A 13,715-nucleotide genomic window follows, 5' to 3' on the forward strand; every position below is an offset into this window, starting at 1 on the left:
CCTCACAGTTTCGTCATTGTCCCGTCGGCGCTTGCATGGGTTCTTAAAGCCAAAGAGAAAAAAGAGTAGGATCGTGCCGCATCACGAATTCTGGTAGCGGCCACCGCCACAGCGGATGCGTTAGGAACTGAAATGAGCCTTCTGCTTGACAATCTCCAATACACTATCCCCACTTTCCTGTTCCTCCTGACCCTGCTGGTCTTCGTCCATGAGATGGGGCACTACCTGGTCGGCCGCTGGTCCGGCATCCGCATTGTGGCCTTTTCCGTGGGCTTTGGGCCGGAACTTTTTGGCTGGACGGACCGCCACGGCACCAGGTGGAAGTTCTGCATCATCCCGCTTGGCGGTTACGTCAAGTTTTTTGGCGACCAGGACGCGGCGAGTTCGCCCGATTACGAACGGCTGGAGAGACTGGCCCCGGGCGAGCGGGGCAGGACGTTCCTTGGCGCAAAGCTGTGGAAGCGTGCGGCAACCGTTGCCGCCGGACCGATCGCCAATTTCCTGCTGGCAATTGCGATCTTTGCCGTTCTCTTCTCCATTTACGGCCGCGCTGTCGCCGATCCGGTGGTCGCTTTCGTCGCGCCCGACAGTGCAGCGGAAGCGGCCGGCGTCCAGCCGGGGGACCGGCTGATTTCCATCGACGGAACGCCGGTATCGACCTTCGATGATGTGCGCCGCTATGTCGCCGTCCGCCCGGAACTGCCGATAAATGTCCGAATCGAGCGCGAGGGCGCCACGATCGATTTGCGCATGGTACCGCAGCGCACGGAAACCGTCGATCCGCTTGGCAATAAGGTCGAAGAGGGAAAGATCGGCATCGGAACGAACCAGGAGGCGGGCAACTTCCGGATCGAGACCTACGGCCCCCTTGAGGCTGTCGGCCAGGGCGCCTTGCAAAGCTGGCGGATCGTAACCGGCACGTTCGACTATCTGGCGAATATGATCGTTGGCCGGATGAACGCCGATCAATTGGGAGGGCCGATTCGCATAGCGCAGATGTCGGGGCAAATGGCGAAGCTCGGCATCGCCGAAGTGTTGAACTTTGCCGCGGTGCTTTCGGTTTCCATAGGGTTGCTTAACCTGATGCCCGTGCCCGTGCTGGATGGCGGACATCTCGTATTCTACGCGGTCGAGGCTTTGCGTGGAAGGCCGGTTGGCCCGGCCGCACAGGAACTCGCATTTCGCATCGGCTTTGCAATGGTCCTGATGCTGACGTTCTTCGCGGCCTGGAACGATATCAACTGGCTCTTCGGCTAGAGCATTTTGCAGTCAGGCGGAATCGTCTGACGTCGCACAAATGCGGCGGAAACGAACAGATGGAGCGGTAGGGCGAACGTATCCCGCCCTGGCGCATCGGCCCGTGATCGGAACCTGCGGCAAAACGAAGCCAAACGGCGAGACAGTCGCGGGGGCAATCCGCGAGTGTCTCCAGAACGAACGTGCCGGGGACCGAGGGGGAATTCCTGGGAATTGTCCGATCGACCGGTTCCGGTCACTTGCTTCGCAACCATTTGTTTACGATAACGCGACGCCGTAGTGGCTGTTAAGCCACGGTTCGAATTGAAGTAAACAGAAATTAACGAGCCGACTTGCTTGTATGGGAAAAGCCGGTAAAACGGCAACCGTGACCGGAGTCGGTACGGAACTGCCGCGGTACGTTGAAAAAAGGTTAGAATTGACAATGAAAGCTGGTTCAAGGTTTTTGAGCGCGGTCTCGGCGTTTGCGCTGTCTGCGAGCATGGTTGCGACAGGAACCGGTGTCGGGTTGATTGCTGGTGCGTCGGTGGCTCATGCCGCAGTGATCAACCGTGTTGAGGTGCGTGGCGCGACGCGTGTGAGCCCCGAAACCGTTCGGGCGAACATCACGATCGTTCCCGGCAGGGACTTCAGCAATGCCGACATCGATGCTTCCGTTAAGCGCCTTTATGCGACCGGCTATTTCTCGGATGTCAGCATCAGCGTTTCCGGCGGTACGCTGGTCGTCAACGTCAGCGAAAATCAACTGGTGAATCAGGTCGTCTTCAACGGCAACCGCAAGATCAAGGACGACAAGCTGCAAGCGGTCGTGCGCACGCAGCCCCTTGGGCCCTACAGCGAAGCGACTGTCGAGAACGATATTCAAGCGATCAGGGATGCCTATGCCGCGATCGGTCGTAGCGACGTCACTGTGACGACGCAGGTCGTTCCGATCGCCGAGGGGCGCGTAAACCTCGCATTCGTCATCAACGAGGGCGAGCGCACCAAGATCACCCAGATCAATTTCGTCGGCAACGAAGTCTATAGCGACGGTCGCCTCCAGTCGGTGATCGCGACGAAGGAATCCGGCATCTTCTCGTTCTTGACGCGCAAGGACGTCTATAATCCGGACAAGCTGCGAGCCGATGAGGAGCTGCTGCGCCAGTTTTACTACAATCGAGGCTATGCCGACTTCCGTGTGATCTCGTCCGACGCGGCGCTCAACGAGGCGACCAACGAATATACGGTGACGATCACGGTCGAGGAGGGGCCGCGTTACGCCTTCGGCCCGATCAATGTCGAATCGACCGTCGAAGGTATCGATGCCGAGGAGTTGAGGGGGCTGGTTCAGAGCCGCGAGGGTTCGGTCTATAAGGCCAAGGACATCCAGGACACGATGAGCGCAATCTCGAAGCGCGTTGCTTCGGCCGGCTATCCGTTTGCGCGTGTCACGCCGCGCGGCAACCGTAACCTCGCCAACAACACCATTGCCGTCGATTACCTCGTCGATCAGGGCGAGCGCGCCTATGTCGAGCGCATCGAGATTCGCGGCAACACCCGTACGCGCGACTACGTCATCCGTCGCGAGTTCGACGTGGGCGAGGGGGACGCCTTCAACCAGGAAATGATCGCACGCGCCAAGCGCCGGCTGGAGGCCTTGGGCTACTTCTCGTCGGTGAATATCTCGACCGCGCCGGGCAGTGCCGCCGATCGCGTGATCGTCATTGTCGACGTTCAGGATCAGGCCACGGGCTCGTTCGGCATCGGTGCCGGCTATTCCGCCGGCAGCGGCGGCGGCTTCCTTGTGGAAGCCTCGATCGAAGAAAAGAACTTCCTTGGCCGCGGGCAATATATTCGTCTGGCCGCCGGCAGGGGCGAAGACAGCAAGACCTACAATGTCTCCTTCACGGAGCCCTATTTCCTGGGCTATCGCCTGGCGGCCGGTTTCGACGTGTTCAAGAATGAACACGATTTCGACGACGATCACTACAGCTATAACGATCAGGGCTTCAGTCTGCGGGTAACGGCGCCGATCACGGAAAGCTTGTCGACGACGCTGCGTTACAACTATACCGAGCTTAAGTATTTCGGTGACGAGGACGAGTTGTCCTCGCCCTATGATCGGGTCATCGACGGCAGCCCGTGGACCCGTTCGTCGATATCCCACTCCTTCACCTACAACACGCTCGATGATGCCCAACTGCCGCGCGAGGGCGTCCTTGCATCGGTCACGCAGGAGTTCGCCGGTCTCGGCGGTACCTCCGATTTCTACAAGATCTCGGGTAAGGCCAGGTGGTACTACACCTTGAACGACGAGGCGGATATCATCGGCTCGCTCGCCGGTAGTGCGGGTCACCTGGTGAAGACCTCCGGATCCATGGAGGTTTTCGATCAGTTCCAGTTGGGCAGCAACGACATCCGCGGCTTCGAGCGCAACGGCATCGGTCCTCGCGTCAACAACGGTGACGCCCTCGGCGGCACGACCTATTTCACCGCCTCGGCGGAAGCGTCGTTCCCGCTGCCGGGAATTCCGCGTGACAGCGGCTTCCGCGGTGCGTTCTTCGTCGATGCTGGTACGCTTTATGGCAATGATGTCGAACTCACCGGGGCCGGCGAGTTTGCCCGCGGCACCGACGCGTCGCTGCGCGCATCCGTCGGCGTCAGCCTGATCTGGGCATCGCCCTTCGGTCCGTTGCGTGTCGACTACGCCGTGCCGGTCGCAAAGGAAGATTTCGATAAGGTCCAGAACTTCAAGTTCGGTATCAACTCTTCCTTCTGATAAGCGCAGTCCAGAACTGCCAGATAAACGTTCTGGAGTGGCTAGGGTCAGGACCCCATGGAACAGAATTGGTTCTTTCAGCCCCATGAAGGGATTCGCCTGGGCGACTTGGCGAATCAGATAGGGGCGGAGCTCTCGGATGCGGCCGTCGCCGATCAAGCCGTTCATGCGGTGGCACCTGTCTATCGGGCCAAGCCGGGTGACATCTGTTACATGCTTTCGCGCAAGAGTCGCGATGAACTGGAGAGCTGCCACGCTTCTGCGATCATCTGCGACAAGACGATCGCTTCGCTTGTTCCCGGCCATATTCCCGTATTGCTGACGCCAAAACCGCACACGGCGTTCGCGCTTGCCGGCACGTTGCTGCACGGGGAGGCGATGCGTCCTTCGTTCAATACGAGCGAACGCGGCATAGCACCGGGGGCTTTCATCGATCCGACGGCTCGGCTGGAGCCGGGTGTTGAAGTGGAGCCTTCGGCGGTGGTCGGAGCCGGGGCGGAAGTCGGCAGCGGTACGCGGATTGGGGCCGGTGCTCTCATTGGACCGAACGTCCGCATTGGTCGCGATTGCACGATTTCCGCTGGCGCAAGCATCCTTTGCGCTCTAGTGGGCAACAACGTCATCATCCATCCCGGTGCGCGGATCGGCCAGGATGGATTCGGCTATGCGCCGGGTCCGGGCGGCGGCATGATCAAGATCGTCCAGGTCGGGCGGGTGATCATCCAGGACCATGTGGAGATCGGTGCCAACACGACGATCGATCGCGGCACCATGGACGATACGGTGATCGGCGAGGGCACGAAGATCGATAATCTCGTGCAGATCGGCCACAACGTCCGCATCGGCCGTTACTGCGGCATCGTCAGCCAGGTCGGTATCGCCGGTAGCGCGCGGATTGGCGATGGAGTGATGATCGGCGGCGGCACCGGCGTGAATGGTCATATTACAATCGGAGATGGCGTGCAGATTGCCGCGATGAGCGGGGTGGCGAGCGACGTACCGGCTGGAGAGCGCTACGGCGGAATACCGGCGCGTCCGATGCGGGATTTCCTGCGCGATGTCGCCGAGATGGCTATGCGGGCAAGCGGAAGACAGAAGAAGAAGGGTGGCAAGGATGAATGAGGCTGCGACAGTTCTCGGTACCGCGGATATTCAGGAGATCCTCAAGCTTCTTCCTCATCGCTATCCGTTCTTGATGGTCGATCGCATCATCGAGATCGATGATGACAACTCCGCGATCGGCATCAAGAACGTGACGGCGAACGAACCGCACTTTACCGGGCATTTTCCGGAAAAGCCGATCATGCCCGGCGTATTGCTGATCGAAGGCATGGCCCAGACGGCAGGCGCGATCTGCGCGCGCAAGACGGGCATCGGCAGCAATCTCGTCTACTTCATGACGATCGACAACGCGCGTTTCCGCAAGCCGGTGGTGCCCGGCGATCGCGTGGAGTTTCACGTCGCCAAGCACAAGCAGCGGGGCAATATCTGGAAATTTCATTGTGACGCAAAAGTTGACGGGCAACTGGTCGCGGAAGCTGATATCGGCGCGATGATCGTCAGCAAGGAAGACGCCTGAAAATGATTGCACCAACTGCGAAGATCCATCCGTCGTCGGTTATCGAAGACGGCGCTGTGATCGGCGAGAACGTGAAGATCGGCCCGTTTTGTCACATCGGGCCGAACGTCGTTTTGGGAGACGATATCTCGCTGTTGAGTCATGTCGTCGTGATCGGGCGCACGACGATCGGCAAGGCAACGAAAATCTTCCCCGGTGCCGTGATCGGCGGCGATTCGCAGAGTGCGCATCACAGTGCAGTGAACACCAAGCTTGTGATTGGCGAAAATTGCACGATCCGCGAAGGCGTGACGATGAACACCGGCACGGTCGAACATGGCGGCACCACAGTCGTTGGCGACAACAACCTGTTCCTCGCCTATTCGCATGTCGCCCATGATTGCCGTCTCGGGAACAACATTATCCTGTCGAACAACGTGATGCTCGCCGGCCATGTCACGGTCGAGGATCGGGCCATCCTCGGCGGCGGTTCGGCCGTCCACCAGTTCACCCGTGTCGGCCGTCAGGCCTTTGTCGGCGGGCTGTCGGCGGTGAGCTACGACGTCATCCCCTATGGCATGCTGAATGGCAATCCGGGTGTGCTGAGCGGCCTCAACGTCGTCGGAATGACGCGCGCAGGGATCGACCGCCAGACGATTCACGCGGTGCGGCGGTGCTACAAGCAGATTTTTGAGGGGCCGCAATCCATCCGCGCCAACGCCGCGGCAGTTCGCGAGGCGTATCTCGATTGTCCGCCGGCGATCGAGATCCTCGATTTCATCGCTGCCGAAAGCGATCGCGCGCTGTCGTCGCCGAATCGCAGCAGCAAGGGCTGATCGCAATGGCGGTGCATGGCCTGCCGCAGGCGAAGGGCAGGCTCGCCATCATCGCCGGCGCCGGCGCGTTGCCGCACCATGTCGCCGAAGCGGTGCGCAGGCAGGGAGAGGACCCTTTCATCATCGCTCTGTCTCGCGAGGCGGATGCCGATTGGACCGGTTTCGATCATTCGACGCTCGCGATCGGCGATTTCGCAGCGATCAGCCGAACTTTTGCGACAGAAGGCATCGACCGCGTGGTGCTTTCCGGTGCGGTTCGGCAGCGTCCGGAATGGCGCGACATCCGGCCGACCCTGAAGACGCTCGCGAAGGTCCCGAGCGTCCTCAGAACGCTGGTTTCGGGCGGCGACGACGCGGTGCTGCGCATGGCAATGGAACTTATAGAAGTGAGCGGCGCCCGAATCATCGGTGCTCATGAGGTGGTTCCGGATCTGCTGGCACATGCCGGCCCGATCGGCGCGCATGCGCCGGCCGACGAGGATCGTCGCGACATAGCTGCCGGGATGGCCGCTGCCGAAGCATTGGGCGCGCTCGACGTCGGGCAGGGCGCCGTCGCGGTCGGCGGAAGGGTGGTGGCGCTCGAGGGGGCTGAAGGAACCGATGACATGCTGGCGCGGGTCGCTGCGCTCAAGGCAGGCGGCCGTGTGTCGGCGCGGCGCCGAGGCGTCCTCGTGAAGCTCTGCAAGCCGCAACAGGACGAGCGTGCCGATCTGCCGACGATTGGTCGCTCGACCGTCGCGGCCGCCGAGGCAGCAGGTCTGGCCGGCATCGCGGTCGAAGCCGGGCGTGCGCTCGTCGTCGAACGCCGAGAGGTCGTCGAGGCTGCGAATCGCAATGGCCTCTTCATCATCGGCATCGAGCGCGAGGGTCGGGGGGGCAGGCCGTGACGGTTCGCCGTTACAAGCTGGCGGTCATTGCCGGAGAAGTTTCGGGGGATCTGCTCGGCGCTGACCTGGTCCGCGCGCTTCGCGGACGTGTCGCAGGAGCCGTCGATCTCGTCGGCGTCGGTGGTGAGGCATTGGAAGCCGAAGGCCTCGGCTCGCTGTTCGACTACTCCGAATTGTCGATCATGGGATTTTCGCAAGTGCTCGCCCGGCTGCCGAAGCTTCTTCAGCGCATCCGCCAGACCGCGCTTGCCATCATCGCCGCGCGCCCGGACGCATTGCTGATCATCGACAGCCCCGACTTCACCCACCGGGTGGCGGGGCGGGTGCGTGCCGCACTGCCGGACCTGCCGATCATCGACTATGTCTGTCCGAGCGTCTGGGCATGGAAGCCGGAACGCGCCCCACGGATGCGCGCCTATGTCGATCATGTGCTTGCGGTGCTGCCCTTTGAACCGGAGGTGATGCGCAACCTCGGCGGTCCGCCGACCACCTATGTCGGGCACAGGCTGGCCTCGGACGTCAACCTACTCGCGGTCCGGGAAGAGCGGCGTGCGAGGCAGCGGTCAGGGGAGGCCAGCGCGCCCAAGACCTGCCTTTTGCTCCCTGGCTCACGCGCCGGCGAGGTCAGCCGCCTGCTGCCGATCTTCCGCGAAACCGTCGAGGAACTGGCACAGCGCCACGGAGACATGCGCTTCCTGCTGCCGACAGTTCCTCGCCAGGAAGGCCGCGTGCGGGCGTTGACGACGTCCTGGAAGGTCCAGCCGGAGATCTCCGTTACGGCGGACAAGAAGTGGCAGGCCTTCGCCGAGGCGGACGCTGCGCTTGCCGCGTCGGGCACCGTTATTCTTGAACTGGCGCTTGCCGGCGTGCCGGTCGTGTCGACCTATTATGCGGATTGGCTCGTCACTTTGCTGCACAGCCGGATCCGGATTTGGACTGCGGCACTGCCGAACCTGGTTGCCGATTTCCCCGTCGTCCCGGAATATTTCAACAGGGCGATCCGTCCGGCGGTCTTGACGCGGTGGATCGAACGGCTGTCCGGCGACACGGCTCAGCGGCAAGCCATGCTCGACGGCTTCGCGATCGTGCAGGAGCGTATGGCGACGGCTCGACCGCCGGGCGAAAGCGCGGCGGATATCGTCTTTGATTATCTCCAAGGCAAAAAGCCCGGCCATTTCTGACCGGGCTCTTTGATTTGATTTGAGCGGTGCTACAGCGCCGCGCGTCTCTCGCCTGTGCTCAGCGCTTGGAGAGCGGCACGTAGTCGCGCAGAGACGCGCCGACATAGAGCTGGCGCGGGCGACCGATGCGCTGTTCCGGATCCTCGATCATCTCGTTCCACTGGGCAATCCAGCCGACGGTCCGGGCAAGGGCGAAGAGCACGGTGAACATCGTAGTGGGGAAGCCCAGCGCCTTGAGCGTGATACCGGAATAGAAGTCGATGTTCGGATAGAGCTTCTTCTCGATGAAGTACTCGTCGGTAAGCGCAATGCGCTCGAGTTCCATCGCGACCTCGAGCAGCGGGTCGTCCCTGTGGCCGAGTTCCGCCAGGACCTCATGGGTCGTCTTCTGCATGATCTTGGCGCGCGGGTCGTAATTCTTGTAAACCCGGTGGCCGAAGCCCATTAGGCGGAACGGATCGTTCTTGTCCTTGGCGCGCGCGATATATTCGGGGATGCGGTCGACCGAGCCGATCTCGGCGAGCATATTGAGTGCGGCCTCATTGGCGCCGCCATGGGCCGGACCCCAAAGGCAGGCAATACCGGCGGCGATGCAGGCGAACGGATTGGCGCCCGACGAGCCGGCAAGGCGCACCGTCGAGGTCGAGGCGTTCTGCTCATGATCGGCGTGCAGAATGAAGATGCGGTCCATGGCGCGCGCCAGCACCGGGTTCACCACGTATTCCTCGCAAGGCACGGCAAAGCACATGCGCAGGAAATTCGAGGCATAGTCAAGATCGTTCTTCGGATAGATGAACGGCTGGCCGACGTGATACTTGTAGGCCATCGCCGCGATGGTCGGCATTTTCGCGATCATCCTGAGCGACGCGACCATGCGCTGGTGCGGGTCGGTAATGTCGGTGGAATCGTGGTAGAAGGCTGAGAGAGCACCGACACAGCCGCACATCACGGCCATCGGATGGGCGTCGCGACGGAAGCCGGTGAAGAAGCGCGACATCTGCTCGTGAACCATCGTGTGATGGGTGACGCGGTAGTCGAAGTCGTCCTTCTGCGCCTTGGTCGGCAGTTCGCCGTAAAGCAGGAGGTAGCAGACTTCAAGGAAGTCACCGTGCTCGGCCAGCTGTTCGATCGGGTAACCGCGATGAAGCAACACGCCCTCGTCGCCATCGATATAGGTGATCTTGGACTCGCATGATGCCGTCGACGTGAAACCCGGATCGTAGGTGAACATCTTGGTCTGTTGGTAGAGCGAACCGATGTCCACGACGTCCGGTCCGATGGATCCCGATCTCACTGGCAGGTCCGCTGCCTTTCCATCGATGGTTACCGTGGCGTTTTTTCCTGACATGGGACCCTCCGTCTTATGGCGCCGCGGCATATGCCTATGCCACGAGATTGAACGTTGCGAGTTTGCTATATGATTTACTTTCGGCTGCCAAGCTGTACGAAAGGCAAATGGTGCGATGCGAAAATAGGCATATGGCGACGCAACAATCGCATCTTACGGCAACATGTCAAATGAGAGCAACGATCGCGAAGCTGATAGTGCGGTACCATTCTTTATAGGCTTGCCTCTTTTTTGGGCGGTTAGTCTCCCGGTTGCAATGTGAGTTCCCGGGTTGCAGGATCAGTCCCGACAGGCAGAAAGGGCAGCGAAGGAAATGGGGGAGGGGCGGGCACGGACGGTGATGCGCGATGCGGAGCGCCTCGCATGGCGCTTGACGGATCGCCTAACCTTCGTTCGGGATGCCGGACTGCCTGGGAATCGGGCCGATCCCGGCCCTCCCTCGAGACGCAATCATTCATTCGCCGCCGATCGCGGCCGTTCGATAGCCGAATCCACCTCCCGCAGCCTGCGCGCCGCCATTGAGCGGGAAGCGGAATTTGGCCATGGCTTCGCATTGATACCGGTCCTGCTCGCGCTCGGTTGCCTCGCATGGTTCACATCGGCGGAAAGCATCGGAATTGCCAAACTTGCAGTGCTGCTCTGCGTTTTCGGCATGTCTGCGCTCTTGTGCCGTGGCCGCTTCCGCACGCTGCGGCCACTCGCGCTGGCGCCTCTGCTTCTCCTCACCGGCATGCTGTTGGCCGCGATGGAAACGGCCCGGCTGGATACCGTCATTCTCGATGGTCCGGTGACCACCAACCTTCGCGGGACCGTTCTGTCGCGGGAGCAGGACGACAAAGGGCGGTGGCGATACCTGATCGAGATCGGCGAAACATCCGAGCCGCGGCTGCGCAGGCCTCCGGCCAGGGCGACGCTCATGGCGCGCAGCCGCCACGAAGCCTTTCCGGTCGGCTCGGCCATCGAGGGCAGGGCGCGTCTCTCGCCGCCTTCCGGCCCGGCATTGCCCGGGCTTAACGATTTCGCATTCGATGCCTATTTCAACGGGATCGGCGCAGTTGGGTTCTTCTACGGCGCGCCCCGGGCATTCGTGGACGACAAGAATGGCGGCGGGGCAAACGTCGCCACATCGTTGCGGACCTATCTTGCGGTGGCACGCGAAGAACTGGGCAGCCGCCTACGGTCGACGATCGGAGGCGATGCCGGCGCAATCGCAGCCGCACTTGTGACCGGCGAGAAGCGCGCCATCAGCCGTGAGACGGTCGAGGCAATGCGTGCCGCCGGCCTGTCGCACATACTTGCGATCTCCGGGCTCCACATGGTGCTGGCGGCAGGGACCTTCCTCGTCGGCGTGCGGACGCTGTTGAGCTTGATCCCCGGCTTTGCGGAGAAGCGTTCCATCAAGAAGATCGCGGCCGGCGGCGCGCTTCTAATGGCCTTTCTCTACATGCTGATCTCCGGCGGAGCCGTGTCGGCATTGCGGTCCTGGATCATGATCTCGATCATGCTCGTTGCCGTCTTTTTCGATCGTGTCTCGATCAGCCTGCGCAATGTGGCGCTGGCGGCCCTCGTCATCATTGCCTGGACGCCCTCCGCCACGGCCGGTGCCGGATTTCAGATGTCTTTTGCGGCAACGCTTGCGCTGGTCGCCGGTTATGCCCGCTGGCGCGACCACAAGCTGCGGCAGCGGGAGAAAAAGGGGCGCCGCGCATCCTTTGGGGCGGTACCCGGTTTCATCGTCGCCACGACTGCAACCTCTCTCATCGGCGGCTTGGCGACGGCCATCTATGCCGCGTCCTATTTTCACAGGCTGCCGGCCTACGGGCTGCTCGCCAACGTCGTTGCGGCGCCGCTGGTCGGTATCCTCGTCATGCCGTTCGCTTTGTTCGCAATGCTGCTCATGCCCTTTGGGCTCGAACGCTATCCCTTGATGGTCATGGGGCAGGGCTTGGACTGGATGATAATGGTCGCGCGATACGTCGCGGCGCTGGACAGCGAATGGGTGACAGGCCGCATAGGCGCGGCCGGCTTCTTCTTGATCGCCATGGGCGGTGTCCTGCTCTGTGTGCTGAGGACACGATTGGCGTTCGCCGGTGCAGGGCTGGTCCTCCTGGGGGGAGCGGCCATCGCGCTCGAACGCCTGGCGGAACGGCCCTCGATCGTGATATCGGAGGACGGTCAACTGGTCGGCCTCCTCGTCGAGGGCGCGATCGCCACAAACCGGGGGAGGCCGCCGGAGTTCATCTTCTTGCAATGGCAGCGGGCGCTCGCTCTCGACCGCCATGTGCCGCCGACGGATCTCTCAGCTCGCGCCGCTTCCGGGTATGACGCTGCGCCGAAACCGAAGGAGGCGGTTGGAGGAGGAGGCTTGAACGCAATGGCGAGTGCTGCCGAGGCTGTGACGGCGCTCTCGGCGGCGAAGCCCGGCACTTTCTCTTGCCGCAAGGATGAGTGGTGCATTGGCCGAAGCCGGGAGGGCTGGGCAATTGTCGTCATCGACGCCGCGGAGCTCTTCCCGGCCTTGTGCGGACGCGCCGATCTGGTAGTCGCCGCCACGCGTCGGCCGCTCGCTGCCTGCCCATCGGGTCGCGCGCTGGTCGTGACGGGCGATTCCTTGCGGCGGAGCGGGGCAATCGAGATCCATGCCGATCATGGCAAGCCTGGCGCATCGCCACAGATGCGCGTCGTCAATTCGTTTCGGTCCACACAGCGGCCGTGGGAGCGCCATCGCCGCTACGATTGGCGCAGCGGCACCTTCTTTTCCGAGCAACTGCCTCCTTGACGAAAGCGTCGGAACGATCGCAACACCGCGCCTAAGTCTGCGTCACTAATCTTGATTATTTAACTCCACAAATCCTTGTCATCGCCCTGCGGTTTGTCGTAAGGATGTGCCAATGGATGGTGCCCGCGCCCGTGATTGTCGCGGCAAGCAAAGACAAAATGAGGAATGGGATGGCGAATCGGAGCCGACCGATATTGAACGTCCTGATTGCGACGACGCTCGCCATTCTCCTGGCCGGCCCCGCCGCGAAAGGATTGGCGCAGACGGTGGCGCCCGCGCCGCTCGGCGAACAGCCGGCACTGCCCGCCGCCCCGATGCCGAATGTGCCGCTCGACATCCAGACGGCCCAGGCGCCGGTTCTTCCGCACGACCTTTCGCCGATCGGCATGTTCCTTGCAGCCGACGTCGTCGTTAAGGGTGTGATGATCGCCTTGGCGCTGGCCTCTGTCGCAAGCTGGACGATCTTCCTCGCGAAGACGCTTGAACTGGCGCAGGCGAAATCGCGGCTGACGCGCTCGGTGCAGGTCCTGACTGCGGCAAACGGGCTGGCGGACGTGAAGATGGACCTTGGCCGCAGGGCCGGCATTGCCGCGGATATGGTGGCTGCAGCGCGCGACGAGATGGTCCGCTCGGAGCCGGTGCTCGACCATACGCCGGCCGCCGGCGTCAAGGAGCGCATATCGTCGCTGCTCAACCGCATCGAGGTTCGCGCCGGCAAGCGCATGAGCATTGGCACCGGCATCCTGGCGTCGATCGGCTCTGTCGGTCCCTTCGTCGGCCTCTTCGGGACCGTCTGGGGAATCATGAATTCCTTCATCGGCATCAGCAGGGCGCAGACGACCAATCTGGCGATCGTCGCACCGGGCATTGCCGAAGCGCTGATGGCCACCGCGATCGGTCTTGTCGCCGCCATTCCGGCGGTGCTGATCTACAACTATTTCGCCCGCTCCGTCAGCGGCTATAGACTGATCCTTGCGGATGCCGCTGCCGCCGTCGAGCGCCTGGTGAGCCGCGATCTCGACCATCGTCAAAGCCGCGAGGCGCAGCCGCGCCGGCAGGAGGGTTATGCCCCTGGCGCCGACACCGCATTCGCCAGAATTGGATAACGGCC

10 protein-coding genes are annotated in these 13,715 nt (G+C 62.1%); 9 read left to right on the forward strand and 1 reads right to left on the reverse strand.

What is annotated here, in order from left to right; all coding sequences use genetic code 11:
• Window positions 1-132 precede the first annotated feature (132 nt).
• The 7 genes from rseP (at window position 133) to lpxB (ending at window position 8,477) form a co-directional block, all read left to right on the forward strand.
• A complete protein-coding gene (rseP, locus tag EKH55_RS06165) occupies window positions 133-1,257 on the forward strand; it encodes an RIP metalloprotease RseP (RefSeq protein ID WP_069457815.1) in 1,125 nt (374 codons plus the stop codon).
• A gap of 424 nt (window positions 1,258-1,681) precedes the next feature.
• Complete coding sequence (gene bamA, locus EKH55_RS06170; RefSeq protein ID WP_151611172.1) at window positions 1,682-4,015, forward strand: outer membrane protein assembly factor BamA; 2,334 nt, start codon at window positions 1,682-1,684, stop codon at window positions 4,013-4,015.
• A gap of 57 nt (window positions 4,016-4,072) precedes the next feature.
• Window positions 4,073-5,137, forward strand: coding sequence for a UDP-3-O-(3-hydroxymyristoyl)glucosamine N-acyltransferase (gene lpxD / locus EKH55_RS06175; RefSeq protein ID WP_151611173.1), 1,065 nt, complete (start codon window positions 4,073-4,075; stop codon window positions 5,135-5,137).
• The gene (gene fabZ, locus EKH55_RS06180) at window positions 5,130-5,594 is read left to right on the forward strand and encodes a 3-hydroxyacyl-ACP dehydratase FabZ (RefSeq protein ID WP_069457812.1); all 465 of its coding nucleotides are present in this window, start codon (window positions 5,130-5,132) and stop codon (window positions 5,592-5,594) included. Before lpxD ends, fabZ begins: the two co-directional genes overlap by 8 nt.
• Before the next feature lie 2 nt (window positions 5,595-5,596).
• On the forward strand, window positions 5,597-6,409 hold the full coding sequence (gene lpxA / locus EKH55_RS06185; RefSeq protein WP_069457811.1) for an acyl-ACP--UDP-N-acetylglucosamine O-acyltransferase: 813 nt from the start codon (window positions 5,597-5,599) through the stop codon (window positions 6,407-6,409).
• On the forward strand, window positions 6,409-7,296 hold the full coding sequence (locus tag EKH55_RS06190; protein ID WP_069457941.1) for an LpxI family protein: 888 nt from the start codon (window positions 6,409-6,411) through the stop codon (window positions 7,294-7,296). The genes lpxA and EKH55_RS06190 overlap by 1 nt, the downstream gene beginning before the upstream one ends.
• Entirely contained in the window at window positions 7,293-8,477 is a 1,185-nt protein-coding gene (gene lpxB / locus EKH55_RS06195) for a lipid-A-disaccharide synthase (RefSeq protein ID WP_069457810.1), read from the forward strand. The genes EKH55_RS06190 and lpxB overlap by 4 nt, the downstream gene beginning before the upstream one ends.
• Window positions 8,478-8,535: 58 nt before the next feature.
• On the opposite strand, the gene gltA is transcribed toward lpxB, so the two are convergent.
• Window positions 8,536-9,825, reverse strand: a complete 1,290-nt coding sequence (gltA, locus tag EKH55_RS06200) for a citrate synthase (protein ID WP_069457809.1) — start codon at window positions 9,823-9,825, stop codon at window positions 8,536-8,538.
• Window positions 9,826-10,138: 313 nt separating this feature from the next.
• On the opposite strand from gltA, the gene EKH55_RS06205 reads away from it, so the two are divergent.
• The gene (locus EKH55_RS06205) at window positions 10,139-12,604 is read left to right on the forward strand and encodes a ComEC/Rec2 family competence protein (RefSeq protein ID WP_151611951.1); all 2,466 of its coding nucleotides are present in this window, start codon (window positions 10,139-10,141) and stop codon (window positions 12,602-12,604) included.
• Between the two features lie 170 nt (window positions 12,605-12,774).
• Window positions 12,775-13,710 carry a tonB-system energizer ExbB gene (gene exbB, locus EKH55_RS06210; protein WP_069457940.1) on the forward strand — a complete coding sequence of 312 codons (936 nt, stop codon included), beginning with the start codon at window positions 12,775-12,777 and terminating at the stop codon, window positions 13,708-13,710.
• Window positions 13,711-13,715 lie beyond the last annotated feature (5 nt).

This window comes from Sinorhizobium alkalisoli, from assembly GCF_008932245.1.
GTDB classification, from domain to species: domain Bacteria; phylum Pseudomonadota; class Alphaproteobacteria; order Rhizobiales; family Rhizobiaceae; genus Sinorhizobium; species Sinorhizobium alkalisoli.